Consider the following 14,090-nt stretch of genomic DNA (forward strand, 5'->3'; position numbering starts at 1 on the left):
ACACTTCCGTGTTCGTTTTATTTTGATTTTAACGTTAATTCTCCGCTTGAAACAGCTACATCAATAGGATATTTTCCATTTCCATGCTTTCCTTTTAATACATCTTCTGTTACGGTTGCATTGCTTAACTTAAAGTCATTGTTTATATCACCGCTGCTTACTTTTCCATTCACTTTAAAACCAGCGCTTTTCGGAAGAACCAGCACGGCATCTCCAGATCCTACATCTACAGAAACGGCCTCTTCTAGCTTTTTAAAATCCATATAAAGATCACCAGATCCAATGCGCGCCTGAAGTTTTCCTTTATAGTTTGTTCCTTTAATTTCCCCAGAGCCTACAGCAAATTTAGCCGTTTGGCTTTCAACATCACTCAGCTGTAAATCTCCAGAATTGACATCCGTGCGAAGAGAGGTGCTAATCAAGTTTGAAATACTTGCATTTCCAGAACCTACTTTAATCGAAACATCTTTCAGCTGAAGCGCTTGCTCAGGCTGTGCAGCAACTTGAAGGTCCCCAGAACCTACCGTAAGCGCAAGGTTGTGGTGATAATCTCTAGGAATGTAGATTGTCACTTTTGTGTTTGAAAAAATAGAAAGCCATTGAAAAGGACTTTTTTGATAAGTGACGACTAGGGTGTCTCCATTTTGCTTTACATCTACTTTTCCTTTCCCTTCTACTTTTGTTTTAATATCTTGACGATCTTGCGGCACGACAGTTGTACTAATGCTTGGAGAGTCAATTTGAATATGCTGAATATCACTTGATAACGCTGCTTCAGACTTGGACGTCTTGAATGAACTTAACGACCAAGAGGAAGGTGCAAACGCAGTAGAAAAGAGGACTGCCGTACCACCTATCACTAAAATAAAAGCCAATATTTTTTTCACGTTATAACCCGCTTTCTACCTAAATTAAATTTGTTTTCTTCTACCATAAAGTGTAAATTGAAAAGCGGTTAATTTCAACGAACAGCAGGATTATTTTTTTCTACGCCTCAAGTCGTAAAAACGAAACATTTTTTTGAGGAATTAAATGAAAAGCGAAGTAGATATTTAAACATACTCATCAAAGAATCAATTTCTTTGCTTCAAAAATAGGAAAATAATTGAGTTAAAAGAACGATTAAATTCACTTTTTTTGTGTGATTTTGGGATAAGTAGTTCAAAAGAAGTGATAAATAAATAGAATTTTCATACCAATTTTATTATTCCGAAAAACTTTTAAAGTGTTGATTATTAAAAAAATAAAGGGTAGAATTTGTTCATATCAATTGAATACAGCTAAGATTACGATCTTGTATATTATCAGTAATATGGTCTGATAGTCTCTACCTAGTAACCGTAAAAAACTAGACTACAAGAAAGTTTGGATATAAGCAGCAAAAAGAAGGGCGTATTATCATAGATACAGCCTTCTTTCAAAGCTCTTACTTTTCATACTTTCTGTTATTGTCAGAATTTATGAAAAGTAAGAGCTTTTTTTGGTTTTCAAATACACACCTGGGAGTGGCTTGCATGTACTTTTTATTAAATTTATTAGGCGTTTTTGTAGTAATGGGTGTCGTCTTCTTATGTTCTCCTAAAAAGAAAGAAATAAAGTGGCGTCCTATTGCTTCACTGTTGGTCGTTGAAGTGCTCATTACTTGGTTTATGTTAGGAACTTCAATCGGAACATGGATCATTAATAAAATTGCTTCGTTCTTTACTTGGCTAATTTCCTGTGCTAACGATGGAATTGCTTTTGCGTTCCCATCCGTAATGGGAAATGAAACGGTTGACTTTTTCTTCAGTGCATTACTGCCTATCATCTTTGTCGTGACATTTTTTGATATTTTATCTTACTTTGGTATTTTAACGTGGATTATCGATAAAGTAGGCTGGGTCATTTCGAAAGTTTCTCGTTTGCCTAAATTAGAAAGCTTTTTCGCTATTCAAATGATGTTTTTAGGAAACACGGAAGCATTGGCTGTTATTCGTAATCAACTTTCTGTGTTAAAAGACAACCGTTTGCTTACGTTTGGAATTATGAGTATGAGCAGTATTAGCGGATCTATTATCGGTGCTTATTTAACGATGGTTCCCGCTACGTACGTGTTTACAGCAATTCCACTGAACTGTTTAAACGCGCTTATTTTAGTGAGCTTATTGAATCCAGTTCATGTTACAAAAGAAGAAGATATGATTTACGTACCGCCAAAGTCGGAGAAAAAAGACTTTTTCTCTACCATTTCAAACAGTATGTTAGTCGGAATGAACATGGTTATTGTTATTTTAGCGATGGTTATTGGATATGTAGCTCTTACATCTGCGCTTAACGGTATTTTAGGCGTTATCGTAGACGGCTTGACTGTACAAAAGATTTTCTCTTATATCTTTAGTCCATTCGCATTCTTACTAGGGCTCACGGGGCATGATGCAATGTACGTAGCTCAGCTGATGGGTATCAAGCTAGCAACAAATGAATTCGTCGCGATGATGGATTTGAAGAAAAATCTAGATACACTTCCACCGCATACGATTGCAGTTGCTACAACATTCTTAACATCTTTTGCTAACTTCAGTACGGTGGGTATGATTTATGGAACGTATAATTCTACGTTATCAGAAGGTAAATCAACGATTATTGGAAAAAACGTATGGAAACTGCTTGTGAGCGGTATCGCTGTTTCATTATTAAGTGCTATGATTGTTGGATTGTTTGTTTGGTAAAAAGTGTGAAAAAGCTGTGCTTTCGTCTTCGAAAGCACAGCTTTTTTCTTGTTGCATCCTCTATTCATTTGAAGAAAAGCGGTTATGAATATCAACAGTAAAAGAAAATTACACTATTCAAGAAAAATTCATTTTACTTTTGCAGAAAAACATTTTAAATCTAGTGAGCATTATGTTAAGATTACAAAAGGCTGTTTCATTTAAATTGAGAACACCGCATAAATATGTAAGTAAATATGCATAGAAAACAAAGGTTTATTAATTTTTTTCTAGGTAATATCTCGTAATAAATAGGTTGAAAGGAAATGTCGTTAATATGATAGAAGGACAACAGCAAACAAATGAATTAAAAAAGACGATGAAAAGCAGACATTTGTTTATGATTTCGCTCGGCGGGGTTATCGGTACCGGTTTCTTTTTAGGAACAGGATACACGATTAGCCAAGCAGGAGCGATTGGAGCTATCCTTTCGTTTATCGTAGGTGGCTTCATTATGTACTTAACAATGCTTTGCTTGGGGGAACTTGCAGTAGCAATGCCAGTTTCCGGTTCGTTTCAGACATATACAACAAAATTTATTGGCCCTGGTGTTGGTTTCGCTTTTGGATGGTTATATTGGTTGGGCTGGGCTGTAACGGTTGCATTAGAATTTTTGTCAGCAGGTCAGCTCATGCAAAGATGGTTTCCTGATTCTCCTGTATGGATCTGGTGTGCTATATTTGCACTTTTATTATTCTCATTAAATGCACTGTCAGCTAAAGCGTTTGGTGAAGCGGAGTTTTGGTTTGCCAGCATTAAAGTGTTAGCTATTATTTTATTTATCGTGCTTGGTGGAGCTGCTATGTTTGGTTTTCTTCCATTAAGTAATGGAGACAGCGCACCGCTTTTCTCTAATTATACGGCTCACGGCGTGTTTCCTCACGGAATTAGTGCCGTGTTGATTACCATGATTACAGTTAATTTTTCATTCCAAGGCACGGAGCTTATTGGTGTAGCGGCTGGGGAAAGTGAAAACCCAGACAAGACTGTACCAAGAGCAATTAAACAAACGGTATGGAGAACGCTTGTATTTTTTGTACTAGCTGTAGCTGTCTTAGCGGGTATGATTCCGCTTGAAAAAGCAGGCGTAGTTGAGAGTCCATTTGTTGTTGTATTTGACCAAATTGGTATTCCATATGCAGCAGATATTATGAACTTTGTTATCCTAACGGCACTGTTATCTGTAGCTAACTCAGGTCTTTATGCAGCAACGCGTATGCTGTATTCATTGTCAAAAGATAACATGGCAAGTTCAGCTTTCATGAAAGTAAATAAACGCGGTGTGCCGATGAATGCCCTGCTTTTAACATTAGGCATTGCGCTTTTATCTTTACTTTCAGGATTCTTTGCTCAAGAAACAGTATTTGTATGGCTCATTTCTGCAGCGGGTTTAGGTGCACAAATCGGCTGGATTACGATTGCTGCATCACTGCTTGCATTTAGAAAAAGATATATCAATCAAGGAGGGCAAATCGAGGATTTAAAATTTAAAGTCCCTCTTTACCCGGTATTACCTTTAATCGCATTAGTATTAAATACAATCGTATTGGGAAGCATGGCATTTGATGCAGAACAGCGAATGGCACTGTATGTTGGTATTCCACTAGCGCTGCTGTTTTATGCTTATTATCATGCCCGTGTAAAAAAGAAAGTTGATTTATCTATCAGCCGTCAAGAAGTGCAGCTTAAAGACAACAAAAAAGTAATTTTATAAAAATCAAAAAGACGCAAAAGCCCAGGTTTTTGCGTCTTTTTTTATTGTTTATTTGTAAACTTAAAATAAAATTAAGTTGACAAATAAAAAGAAATTATTGCAAACTTAAAGCAACGAAAAGAGAAAGGAGGGTAAATATGAAACCGAAAACAATGGCGTATGTTTCCTTATTTGCAGCTTTAACGGCGATCGGTGCATTTATAAAAATTCCTATTCCCTACATACCGTTTACTCTTCAAATTGTTCCTGTTTATTTAGCCGGTGCGCTGTTAGGTCCGCGTTTAGGCTTGTATAGTCAGCTATGCTACATAGGTATTGGTTTAATCGGTGTTCCGGTTTTTGCAGAAGGAGGAGGTTTAGGGTATATCTTCAAACCAACGTTTGGCTATTTAATTGGCTATGCTGCAGGTTCATTTATGAACGGCTATCTTATTCAAAAATATGACTTAAAGAAACCTTTTTCTATCTTTTTAGCTAATTTATCTACGTTAGCTATTGTGTACGCAGTCGGCTGCTTCTGGCTTTACGGAGCAATGAAATGGATAATTGAAAAGCCTCTTTCACTGAGTGATACACTTCTTTTTGGAGCTGTTTTGCCAATGCCTGGAGATCTTTTATTGTGTATTTTATGTTCAGTGCTGATTCACCGAATGCAGCCTCAATTTAGTCGTTTGTCATCAAAGCGGGTTAAAGCAGGGTAACTAAGACATAGAAAAAAAGGAGAAAAAAGAAAATGGGCAAAGCGTATTTTATTACGGGAACTGGAACAGATATTGGAAAAACCCTGGTTACAAGTATTTTGTATAAAGTACTTGGTCGTCTAGGAATAAAAACGACAATTTGCAAACCATTTCAAACCGGCTACCAAGACGAAATTGGAGGTTATCCGGATATTCACTGGTTTGAAACAAGGCTCGGAGTAGCAGATACGGGTATTTATCAGTTAAAGCCGGAGACGTCTCCTCATTTGGCTATTGCACTGAGCAACAAGCAAGTAGAGCCTTCAATCGTCTTAAAACGCATTAATGAATTAAAAAAGAAATTTGATGTAGTGCTCGTGGAAGGAGCGGGAGGTCTTGCCGTACCTTTAATTGAGGAGGAAACAACATTCTATATGACAAAAGATTTGATCATAGATGCGCAAATGCCGGTTATTGCTGTTGGAACAACGGGGTTAGGAGCCATTCACGACGCGCTTTCTACCTTTTCATATGCAAGTGAGCATCACCTTAAAATCAACGGACTCATTTTTAATCGTTTTAATCACAGCAGTATCATTCATAATGATAATGTTCGAACGATTGAAAAGCTGCTTCAAATATCATCTTTAATGACCGTTCCAGTATTCACACATATCGATGAAGAGTTAGATGCATATATTGAGAAAATGATGAGGCAAAAAAGTGTTATTCAACATATTCAGGAGGTGTTTGACTGTGCCGTATCAAAAAGCTGAGCTGGAGAAATGGGATAAAGAATATGTATGGCATCCGTTTACACAAATGAAAGCTTACCGTCAATCGAATCCTCTTATTATTGAAAGAGGAGAAGGAAGCTATTTATATGATGTAGAGGGAAACAAATATTTAGATGGATACGCTTCTCTATGGGTGAACGTGCATGGACATAATGATCCGGAATTAAATACAGCTTTACATATACAAGTGGAAAAATTAGCGCATTCTACGCTGCTTGGATCCGCAAACGTTCCATCCATTTTGTTAGCCAAAAAGCTAGCGGAAATTACTCCTGACAGCTTATCGAAAGTCTTCTACTCTGATACAGGCTCCGCCGCTGTCGAAATTGCGTTGAAAATTGCCTATCAATATTGGCAAAATCTCGACTCTGTAAAGTACAAAAACAAAAGTAAATTTATCTCATTGAATGAGGCATATCACGGAGATACAATTGGGGCAGTCAGTGTGGGAGGCATGGATTTATTTCATCGCATCTTTAAGCCTTTGCTGTTTGAACGAATTCCCACACCTTCTCCTTATACTTACCGTATGGAAGGATTCGAAACGGAAGAGCAAGCTTCAGCTTACTGTATTCACCAGCTAGAGAAGCTCTTGCAGAACAAAGGAGAAGAAGTAGCCGGTTTGATTATTGAACCGCTTGTGCAAGGAGCAGCGGGTATTATTACACATCCTCCTGGCTTTTTAAAACAAGTAGAGCGTTTGTGTAAAGCGTATGGGGTATTGCTGATTTGTGACGAAGTAGCCGTTGGATTTGGACGAACAGGAACGCTGTTTGCATGTGAGCAAGAAGATGTTGTACCGGATATTATGTGTGTAGGAAAAGGGATAACAGGAGGGTATATGCCGCTTGCTGCTACGTTAACAACCGAACAGATATTTAATGCTTTTTTAGCTCATCCAGATGAAAATAAAACCTTCTTTCATGGACATACGTATACGGGAAATCAATTAGCCTGTGCAGTAGCGCTTAGAAATATTGAACTGATAGAAGAAAGAGAGTTAATCCGTAGTGTAAAAGAAAAGGCAAAAGTTTTTAAACGTTATCTATTAAAGCTTTATGAACTGCCTAACGTGGGAGACATTAGACAAAGAGGATTAATGGCAGGAATCGAAGTTGTGAAAGACCGCCAAACAAAATCTGTTTTTGAAGATAAAAAAGTGATGGGAGACATTATTTTAGCGGCTCGCCAAAAAGGTTTAATTATTAGAGAACTAGGTCCTGTGGTTACAATGATGCCTATTCTTTCAATGACGGACGAAGAATTAAAAAGAATGGTTGAAATTGTATATGAATCAATTAAAGAAGTAATCGCACGCTATAAAGTGAGCTAAATAAAAAGAGGGTAGGACAAAAGTATTTTATTTAATTGAAAGAAGATCCGAACGATGAATCGTTCGGATCTTTTTATGGTTATGATAACGTGAATTTACTCTATTTAGCTGCTTCTAGCGGTTGATTGGAAGGCAAGGCGAAGGCTCCTGCGGGAAAAGCGGAACAGGTGAGAACCCGCAGGAGCGTAAGCGGCGAGAAGGCTCAACGGCCGCCCGCGGAAAGCGAAGTCTTGCATGGAAATCAACCGCGGTGTAACAAGCAGTCCAGATTATTTGTCCAATTTGTACGTCTTTAGATGGGGTTGGTGTAGTTATGTCTAAATCTCTTCTTTTTTTATCAATAAATATTTTTAATACTTGATAGGCGAAGTGATCGTACATGCTGATTTTCATCTTTTAATAGAAGAGTTTGTTCAAGTAAGTTTAAGTTTTGAATATAACCTTTTACCGTTTGAACAAAACCGTTGTTTTGATAGTTAATAGTTAATAATTTATTTGTTTTTAGCGCTTTTAAAATCATACCTATTTTCTCCCTTCTTATGTCGTAGCGGTCGAAAAACTACAAAATAACGAAGAAGCATTGGAGGCTTGTATTATTTATAAAAATTACTCTATTTTTTATAAATGCTCTCCTGCTACTAATAGTAGAGGGTGATGGTGAAAAACAGATGAAAGATAAAGGATAAGGTTTGATTTATTGTAATGAACTGACTTTTCCTTTACAAATCCCTATTTCAAATTTCTTTTTAGTGATAAAATACTGTTAGTGAAATAACTACTTCTCTTCATTAAAGGGTAAGAACGGGTTATATTGATAGAGTTTTAGTTCTCTATTTCTAGTAATGAAATAAGAGATAGAGAAATAGACTAATAAAAATCAATCAAGGAGTTTTTTTTATGGATCAGAGTTTTATTTTAAATCTTTTAGAAATTTTACTGATTAACATTGTACTGAGTGGCGATAACGCAGTCGTGATTGCTTTAGCTTGTCGGAATCTTCCGGACGAGCATCGAAACAAAGCGGTTGTTTTCGGTACATTAGGAGCGGTTGTATTACGTGTAGGGCTAACGTTTGTCGCTGTATATTTATTAACAATCCCATTTTTAAATTTCATCGGAGGCCTGCTTCTTCTATGGATTGCGATTAGTCTTTTAAAAGGTGAAGATGACGGAGATATTAAAGCGAATTCAACTCTAGCAGGTGCTATTAAAACAATTATTATAGCGGATCTTGTTATGAGTTTAGATAACGTAGTAGCGGTTGCGGGTGCGGCTAACGGCAATATTCTACTCATTATCCTTGGTCTTGTTATCAGCATTCCGTTAATCATTTGGGGAAGTCAGCTTTTAATGAAAATCATGGAAAAATTCCCGATTATCATCATTGCCGGAGCAGCGCTTCTTGGCTATACTGCTGGTGAAATGATTTTTAAAGACAAAGCGGTGGGACATGTATTAGAAGGATTAAATCCGCATTTGCATATGATTGTTCCTATTTTGTTAGCTATTTTAGTTGTTGTTGTTGGGAAACTTAGCGGACGTTCTAAAAAAGAAACGCATTAATCCTAAAAAAGAGGTTGGGACAAAAGTATTTGATGAAGTGAAAAACGAACCACTAATCAAAATGTTTGATTAGTGGTTCGTTTTTTTGTTGTGGTGAACGTAGGCTTCCTTTGTTTAGATCCTTCTAGCAGTTGATTGGAGGACAAGGCGAAGACTCCTGCGGGAAAAGCGGAAGGGATGAGAACCCGCAGGAGCGTACGCGACGAGGAGGCTCATCGGCCGCCCGCGGAAAGCGAAGTCTTGTACGGAAATCAACTGCGGTGTCATAAGCGGTTCAGCTCATGTATCCCATTTATTCGTCTTTAGATTGGATTCATTTCGCTATGTGTCAACCTCTTTTTTTATTACTTAGCTAATGGAGGTGCGGAATTAACGTCTTGTATCGTCTCTACAGGAGGATGAAATTCATTTTCCATTTTCGATACAACTACAGTTGCTACACCATTTCCAATTAAGTTTGTAATGGCACGAGCTTCCGACATAAAGCGGTCTACCCCAATTAACAGCGCGATTCCTTCAACTGGAATCATCGGGAATGCAGCAAGCGTAGCTGCTAGTGTAATAAATCCAGAGCCAGTAACTCCGGCAGCTCCTTTAGACGTTAGCATTAAAATACCAAGTAGCGTAATCTCTTGCATTAACGACAGGTCGACTCCATACGCTTGAGCGATAAAGATAGCAGCCATGGATAAGTAGATGGCTGTTCCATCTAGGTTAAATGAGTAACCAGTTGGAATGACAAGTCCTACCACAGATTTTGAACATCCGTACTTCTCCATTTTGTCCATCATTTTTGGCAGTGCAGATTCCGAAGAAGACGTACCTAATACAAGTAGAATTTCTTCTTTAATAAAAGCAATGAATTTAAAAATATTAAATCCATAAATCTTAGCAATGGTTCCAAGTACAAATACAATAAATAAGAACATAGTAATGTAAACAGATCCCATTAAGAAACCGAGTTTTTGAAGAGAGCCTATTCCAAAGTTACCGATCGTATAAGCCATCGCTCCAAACGCCGCAATAGGTGAAAGTTTCATAATCATATTAACAATTCCAAAGAAAATATCTGTACAGCGTTCAAAGAATGTAATGACAGGAGCCGCTTTTTCACCGAGTGTAGCTGTAGCCATTCCAAATAGTACGGCAAAGAATAAGATTGGCAATAATTCACCATTTGCCATTGCCCCAAATACGCTGTCTGGAATAATTCCCATGATAAACTCCATAAAGCCATGCTCCGCTTCAGCTGCTTGCTGCGTATATTGAGTAACATCAGCTCCGCTTGCACCATTGATATTAAATCCAGCCCCAGGTTTGATAAAGTTTACAACGATAATTCCAATTGCTAAGGCAAAAGTAGTGACAATCTCAAAGTATAAAAGAGCTTTACCTCCAATTCGTCCCACTTTCTTTAAATCTCCCATGCTTCCGATACCGATGACCACTGTTAAGAAAATAATTGGGGCAATCACCATCTTAATTAATTTAATGAAGATATCAGCCAATACTTTTAATTTAGCTCCAAATTCAGGAAACATGAAGCCAATTGCAATACCAAGAAGGATACCGATAACAACTTGAACAGTTAGATTTTTAAAACTTAATTTCATACGTAATGCTCCTTTCGAGAGTGTTTTTGTTAACGCTTACATTATTCTTATCCTTATATTAACTGATAATTTTAACTATTTATATTTCTGGTGATAATGTTCTTTTTGGTCATTTTGGTCAAAAAAAGTGATGACTATATAGTCATCACTTTTTGCTTTCGATATTTTTTATTTGTTGAATGATATCAAGCGTTTGTTTTGTTGCATTGTTTTCAAACGATTGATAAAGAGAGTTAAACTGTTTTTTCCATTCGGCTTTTTGTAAATCATTTAAGTAATAAACGCGCATGCCAGATTTATTTTTTATTTGCTGCAGCTGTTCATCGTTCATCATTTTTGATTGAGTCCAAATCCAGTTAGTTGTTTCTACCATTGCATCACTTAATAGTTGTTTTACATCTTCAGGGAGGCTGTCCCAATACTTTTCATCCATTAAAACAGCGTAGCCCAAGTATCCATGGTTGCTGATGGTCATATATTTTTGCAGCTCGTACAAACGTTTTGAATAAATATTAGAAATGGTATTTTCCTGTCCATCAAATTCCTGTCGTTCAAGGGATTGATATACTTTATTAAACGAGACAGCCTGAGGCTTGGCGCCAAGAAGTTCGAATTGTTTTTTGATTACTTCACTTGGCATAATGCGAAACGTTTGACCTTGAAAATCTGCTGGATAGAGCAAAGGCTTCGTATTGCTAGTCATTTGTTTAAAGCCGTTGCTCCATAAAGCAAGCCCTTTAATGTTTTTCTCTTGCAGCGTACTCAACAAATCCTGTCCGATTTTACCGGTAAACACTTGTTTTGCCTCGCTGTAATCATCGAAAATGAAGGGAAGATCAAAAAGTTGCCACGTAGGGGAGAGGTCGCTTAGCTTGGAAATGGAAGGTGCAATCATTTGTACATCATTTCGGCGAAGGGCGGCAAGTTCTTCGTCGTCTGAATACAATACACCGTTTGAATATACTTCAATTTTAACTTTACCATCCGATTTTTGATTAACGATTTCAGCAAACTTTTGAGCGGCTAAGCCTTTTGGAGTGTTTTCAGCTACCACATGGCTAAAATTAATCACAATTTGCTTATTTAATCCTTTTTGCTCATCGTCATGATACACATTATCCTGATTTATAACCGTATACTGCAAAAAAACATAGATCATCAAGAAAACGCTGACAATTATACTTGCCCCTATAAACATCTTCAAAATGTCCAACCCCGCGATTCAATAATTTTTCTCTACAAATATTCTAACACGCAATTTCTCAACGTGGTAAAATTAAAATAAACTTCAATCAGCAGTAGGTGTTCCGCTATGATGCGCTTATCGATGCAAACGAAAATGACGGGGTTAATCTTTTTTATCGTGGCCTTTTCGTTGTTTTTAGCAAGTATCGTGGTGATTAATAATTTTGTACAGTCAAAAGAAAATGATTTAGAGCAAAGGGCTTTAATCACTTCGAGAACAGTTGCTGAAATGCCTGAAATTCGAGAAAAAATTGAAAAAGATAGTAAGAACATTAATCAAATTGTAGAGCCGATTCGCATTATTCACGGTGCTTATTATGTAGTAGTTATGAATATGAATCATGAACGTTTGTCTCACCCTTTGCAAAGCATGATTGGAAAAATCTCTAAAGGAGATGATGAGGGACAGGCGTTTGCAGAACATACCTATACCGATAAAGCAAAAGGAGAAGGCGGAATGGTCATTCGCTCTTTTGTGCCCGTTGTAAACGATCAGCATGAACAAGTAGGAGTGGTTGTCTCAGGCTATCTTCTTCCGAAATTTACAGAGGTCATTTTAAGTTTAAAAAAAGAAATCTTTCTTATCTCAGGTCTTGCTCTTTTTTTTGGAGGATGGGGAGCGTGGGCGCTTGCATCTCGTATCAAAAAAGAGATGTTTGAGCTTGAACCTCATGAAATTGCTCGTTTGTTCGTAGAACGAACGGAGACCTTTAATGCCATGCATGAAGGAGTCATTGCCATTGATAAAGAGGAGAATATCACTATTTTTAATCATAAAGCGAAAATTATGATGGATGTACCCGATGAGGTAATTGGAAAAAAGATCTATGATGTGATTCCAGATACAAGGCTTCCAGAAATTCTGCAGCTCAATCAGCCTGTTTATAATCGAGAGCTTCAAGTTCGAAATTTGAATATTTTAAGCAATCGTGTGCCGATTAAGGTTAATAATCACACAGTCGGTGCGGTCGCTATTTTTCAAGACAGAACAGAAGTTAAAAAATTAGCCGAAGAGTTAACAGGAGTTAAATCATTTGTAAGCGCTCTTAGAGTTCAAAACCATGAATACATGAATAAACTTCATACGATTGCAGGGCTTATCCAACTTGGAAATAAAGACAAGGCTCTTCAGTATGTTTTTCAAGTGTCTGAACAGCAAGAAGAGCTCACCCAATTTCTTCATAAGCATATTAAAGATGAAAGTATATCGGGATTGCTGTTGAGCAAAGTCAGCCGTGCCAAAGAACTTGGAATTGAGTTAGCTATCGATCGCCACAGCGAGCTTCACTCATTTCCTCCTTACTTAGATCATCATGATTTTGTGATTATTATTGGTAACTTAATTGAGAACGCTTTTGATTCGTATCAACATATGGAGCGTCGTGAACGGAAGATCTATATAAGTATGGAACAAAATGACGGCATTCTTTCTATACTAGTTGAAGATAACGGGTGTGGCATGAATGAGGATCAAGTAGAGAGAATCTTTGATGAAGGTTTTTCAACCAAAGCAAAGGAAAATAGAGGAATTGGTTTGCATTTAGTAAAACAAATTGTTGAAAAAGGAAACGGTCAGATCGAAGTAGAGTCAGAATTAGATGTTGGAACGACTTTTATCATTACATTCTTTTTATAGGGGGAGTGGGAAATGAATAAAAAAGAATGGACGGTGCTTCTCATAGAAGACGATCCTATGGTACAAGAAGTGAACCGCCAATTTATTGAACAAGTTGAAGGATTCATCGTTATCGCTGCAGCTTCGAATGGTTTAGAGGGGGTACAGCTCATTAAACAGCATCAGCCTGATTTAACGATTATTGATATGTATATGCCTAGTCAAGATGGCTTAACTACCTTACAGCAAATTCGAGCAAATGGCTATAAAACAGACGTGATAGCAGTTACGGCTGCAAGTGATATTGAAACCGTACGGAAAGTTCTTCAATACGGCGCGGTAGATTATATTATGAAACCGTTCAAGTTTGAACGAATGAAGCAAGCGCTTGAGCAGTATCGTTCGTTTCAAGTTAAAATAAGTCAAAAAGAACATATTACTCAGTCTGAATTAGATTCTATGCTGTTTCAGCAATTTGAAGAAAAAGCCGATTTGCTTCCAAAAGGGCTAAATGCGGTTACGCTAAGGAGGATACAACAATATCTTTCCGAACAAAATCATCCAATTTCTGCTGAAGAAGTGGCGGACGGCGTAGGAATTGCGCGTGTTACAGCAAGAAGGTATTTAGAGTTTTTAGAACAGGAAAACGAGCTGAAATTATCAGTTGAATACGGCAGAGTAGGGAGACCTATTAATCGCTATATGTTAAAAATAAATTAAATGATACAAAACAGCTTTTATTTGGAAAAGCTGTTTTTTTGCGTTAGAAAGTATATCTTTTTC

14 protein-coding genes and 1 riboswitch are annotated in these 14,090 nt (G+C 37.2%); of the genes, 10 read left to right on the forward strand and 4 right to left on the reverse strand.

Annotation, left to right across the window (positions count from 1 at the left end; translation table 11 throughout):
- Positions 1–17: 17 nt before the first annotated feature.
- A complete protein-coding gene (gene liaG / locus MKY06_RS04240) occupies positions 18–887 on the reverse strand; it encodes a LiaG family protein (RefSeq protein ID WP_097813374.1) in 870 nt (289 codons plus the stop codon).
- 387 nt (positions 888–1,274) lie between these two features.
- A riboswitch (purine riboswitch) is annotated at positions 1,275–1,376 on the forward strand.
- Between the two features lie 138 nt (positions 1,377–1,514).
- Here liaG and MKY06_RS04245 point away from each other — a divergent pair.
- The 6 genes from MKY06_RS04245 to MKY06_RS04270 all read left to right on the forward strand — a co-directional run bounded on the left by MKY06_RS04245 (position 1,515) and on the right by MKY06_RS04270 (position 7,527).
- Positions 1,515–2,708: a NupC/NupG family nucleoside CNT transporter gene (locus tag MKY06_RS04245; protein WP_013055534.1), complete on the forward strand. Its 1,194-nt coding sequence runs from the start codon at positions 1,515–1,517 to the stop codon at positions 2,706–2,708.
- A gap of 316 nt (positions 2,709–3,024) precedes the next feature.
- On the forward strand, positions 3,025–4,461 hold the full coding sequence (locus tag MKY06_RS04250) for an amino acid permease (RefSeq protein WP_057274357.1): 1,437 nt from the start codon (positions 3,025–3,027) through the stop codon (positions 4,459–4,461).
- A 137-nt stretch (positions 4,462–4,598) separates the two neighbouring features.
- The gene (locus MKY06_RS04255) at positions 4,599–5,162 is read left to right on the forward strand and encodes a biotin transporter BioY (RefSeq protein ID WP_013055536.1); all 564 of its coding nucleotides are present in this window, start codon (positions 4,599–4,601) and stop codon (positions 5,160–5,162) included.
- Positions 5,163–5,194: 32 nt separating this feature from the next.
- Positions 5,195–5,917: a dethiobiotin synthase gene (bioD, locus tag MKY06_RS04260; RefSeq protein WP_013055537.1), complete on the forward strand. Its 723-nt coding sequence runs from the start codon at positions 5,195–5,197 to the stop codon at positions 5,915–5,917.
- Positions 5,898–7,271: an adenosylmethionine--8-amino-7-oxononanoate transaminase gene (bioA, locus tag MKY06_RS04265; RefSeq protein ID WP_013055538.1), complete on the forward strand. Its 1,374-nt coding sequence runs from the start codon at positions 5,898–5,900 to the stop codon at positions 7,269–7,271. Before bioD ends, bioA begins: the two co-directional genes overlap by 20 nt.
- A 121-nt stretch (positions 7,272–7,392) precedes the next feature.
- The gene (locus MKY06_RS04270) at positions 7,393–7,527 is read left to right on the forward strand and encodes a hypothetical protein (protein ID WP_255283898.1); all 135 of its coding nucleotides are present in this window, start codon (positions 7,393–7,395) and stop codon (positions 7,525–7,527) included.
- A gap of 81 nt (positions 7,528–7,608) precedes the next feature.
- Here MKY06_RS04270 and MKY06_RS04275 read toward each other — a convergent pair whose 3' ends face one another.
- Entirely contained in the window at positions 7,609–7,791 is a 183-nt protein-coding gene (locus MKY06_RS04275) for a YolD-like family protein (RefSeq protein WP_013081858.1), read from the reverse strand.
- 377 nt (positions 7,792–8,168) lie between these two features.
- Between MKY06_RS04275 and MKY06_RS04280 the strand changes: the two genes are divergently transcribed.
- A complete protein-coding gene (locus tag MKY06_RS04280; protein WP_013055539.1) occupies positions 8,169–8,834 on the forward strand; it encodes a TerC family protein in 666 nt (221 codons plus the stop codon).
- A gap of 131 nt (positions 8,835–8,965) precedes the next feature.
- Positions 8,966–9,103, forward strand: a complete 138-nt coding sequence (locus MKY06_RS04285; protein ID WP_170960135.1) for a hypothetical protein — start codon at positions 8,966–8,968, stop codon at positions 9,101–9,103.
- Between the two features lie 75 nt (positions 9,104–9,178).
- Here MKY06_RS04285 and MKY06_RS04290 read toward each other — a convergent pair whose 3' ends face one another.
- Positions 9,179–10,447: a dicarboxylate/amino acid:cation symporter gene (locus MKY06_RS04290; RefSeq protein ID WP_013055541.1), complete on the reverse strand. Its 1,269-nt coding sequence runs from the start codon at positions 10,445–10,447 to the stop codon at positions 9,179–9,181.
- 145 nt (positions 10,448–10,592) lie between these two features.
- Complete coding sequence (locus MKY06_RS04295) at positions 10,593–11,651, reverse strand: DctP family TRAP transporter solute-binding subunit (RefSeq protein WP_155660575.1); 1,059 nt, start codon at positions 11,649–11,651, stop codon at positions 10,593–10,595.
- 108 nt (positions 11,652–11,759) lie between these two features.
- Here MKY06_RS04295 and MKY06_RS04300 point away from each other — a divergent pair, with 108 nt between their 5' ends.
- Complete coding sequence (locus MKY06_RS04300) at positions 11,760–13,328, forward strand: ATP-binding protein (RefSeq protein WP_029324833.1); 1,569 nt, start codon at positions 11,760–11,762, stop codon at positions 13,326–13,328.
- Between the two features lie 12 nt (positions 13,329–13,340).
- Positions 13,341–14,027 (forward strand): response regulator, encoded by a 687-nt coding sequence (locus MKY06_RS04305; protein WP_013055544.1) that lies wholly within the window; start codon positions 13,341–13,343, stop codon positions 14,025–14,027.
- Positions 14,028–14,090 lie beyond the last annotated feature (63 nt).

It is taken from the genome of Priestia sp. FSL P4-0332, assembly GCF_038005845.1.
In the GTDB taxonomy this organism is placed as follows: Bacteria; Bacillota; Bacilli; order Bacillales; family Bacillaceae_H; genus Priestia.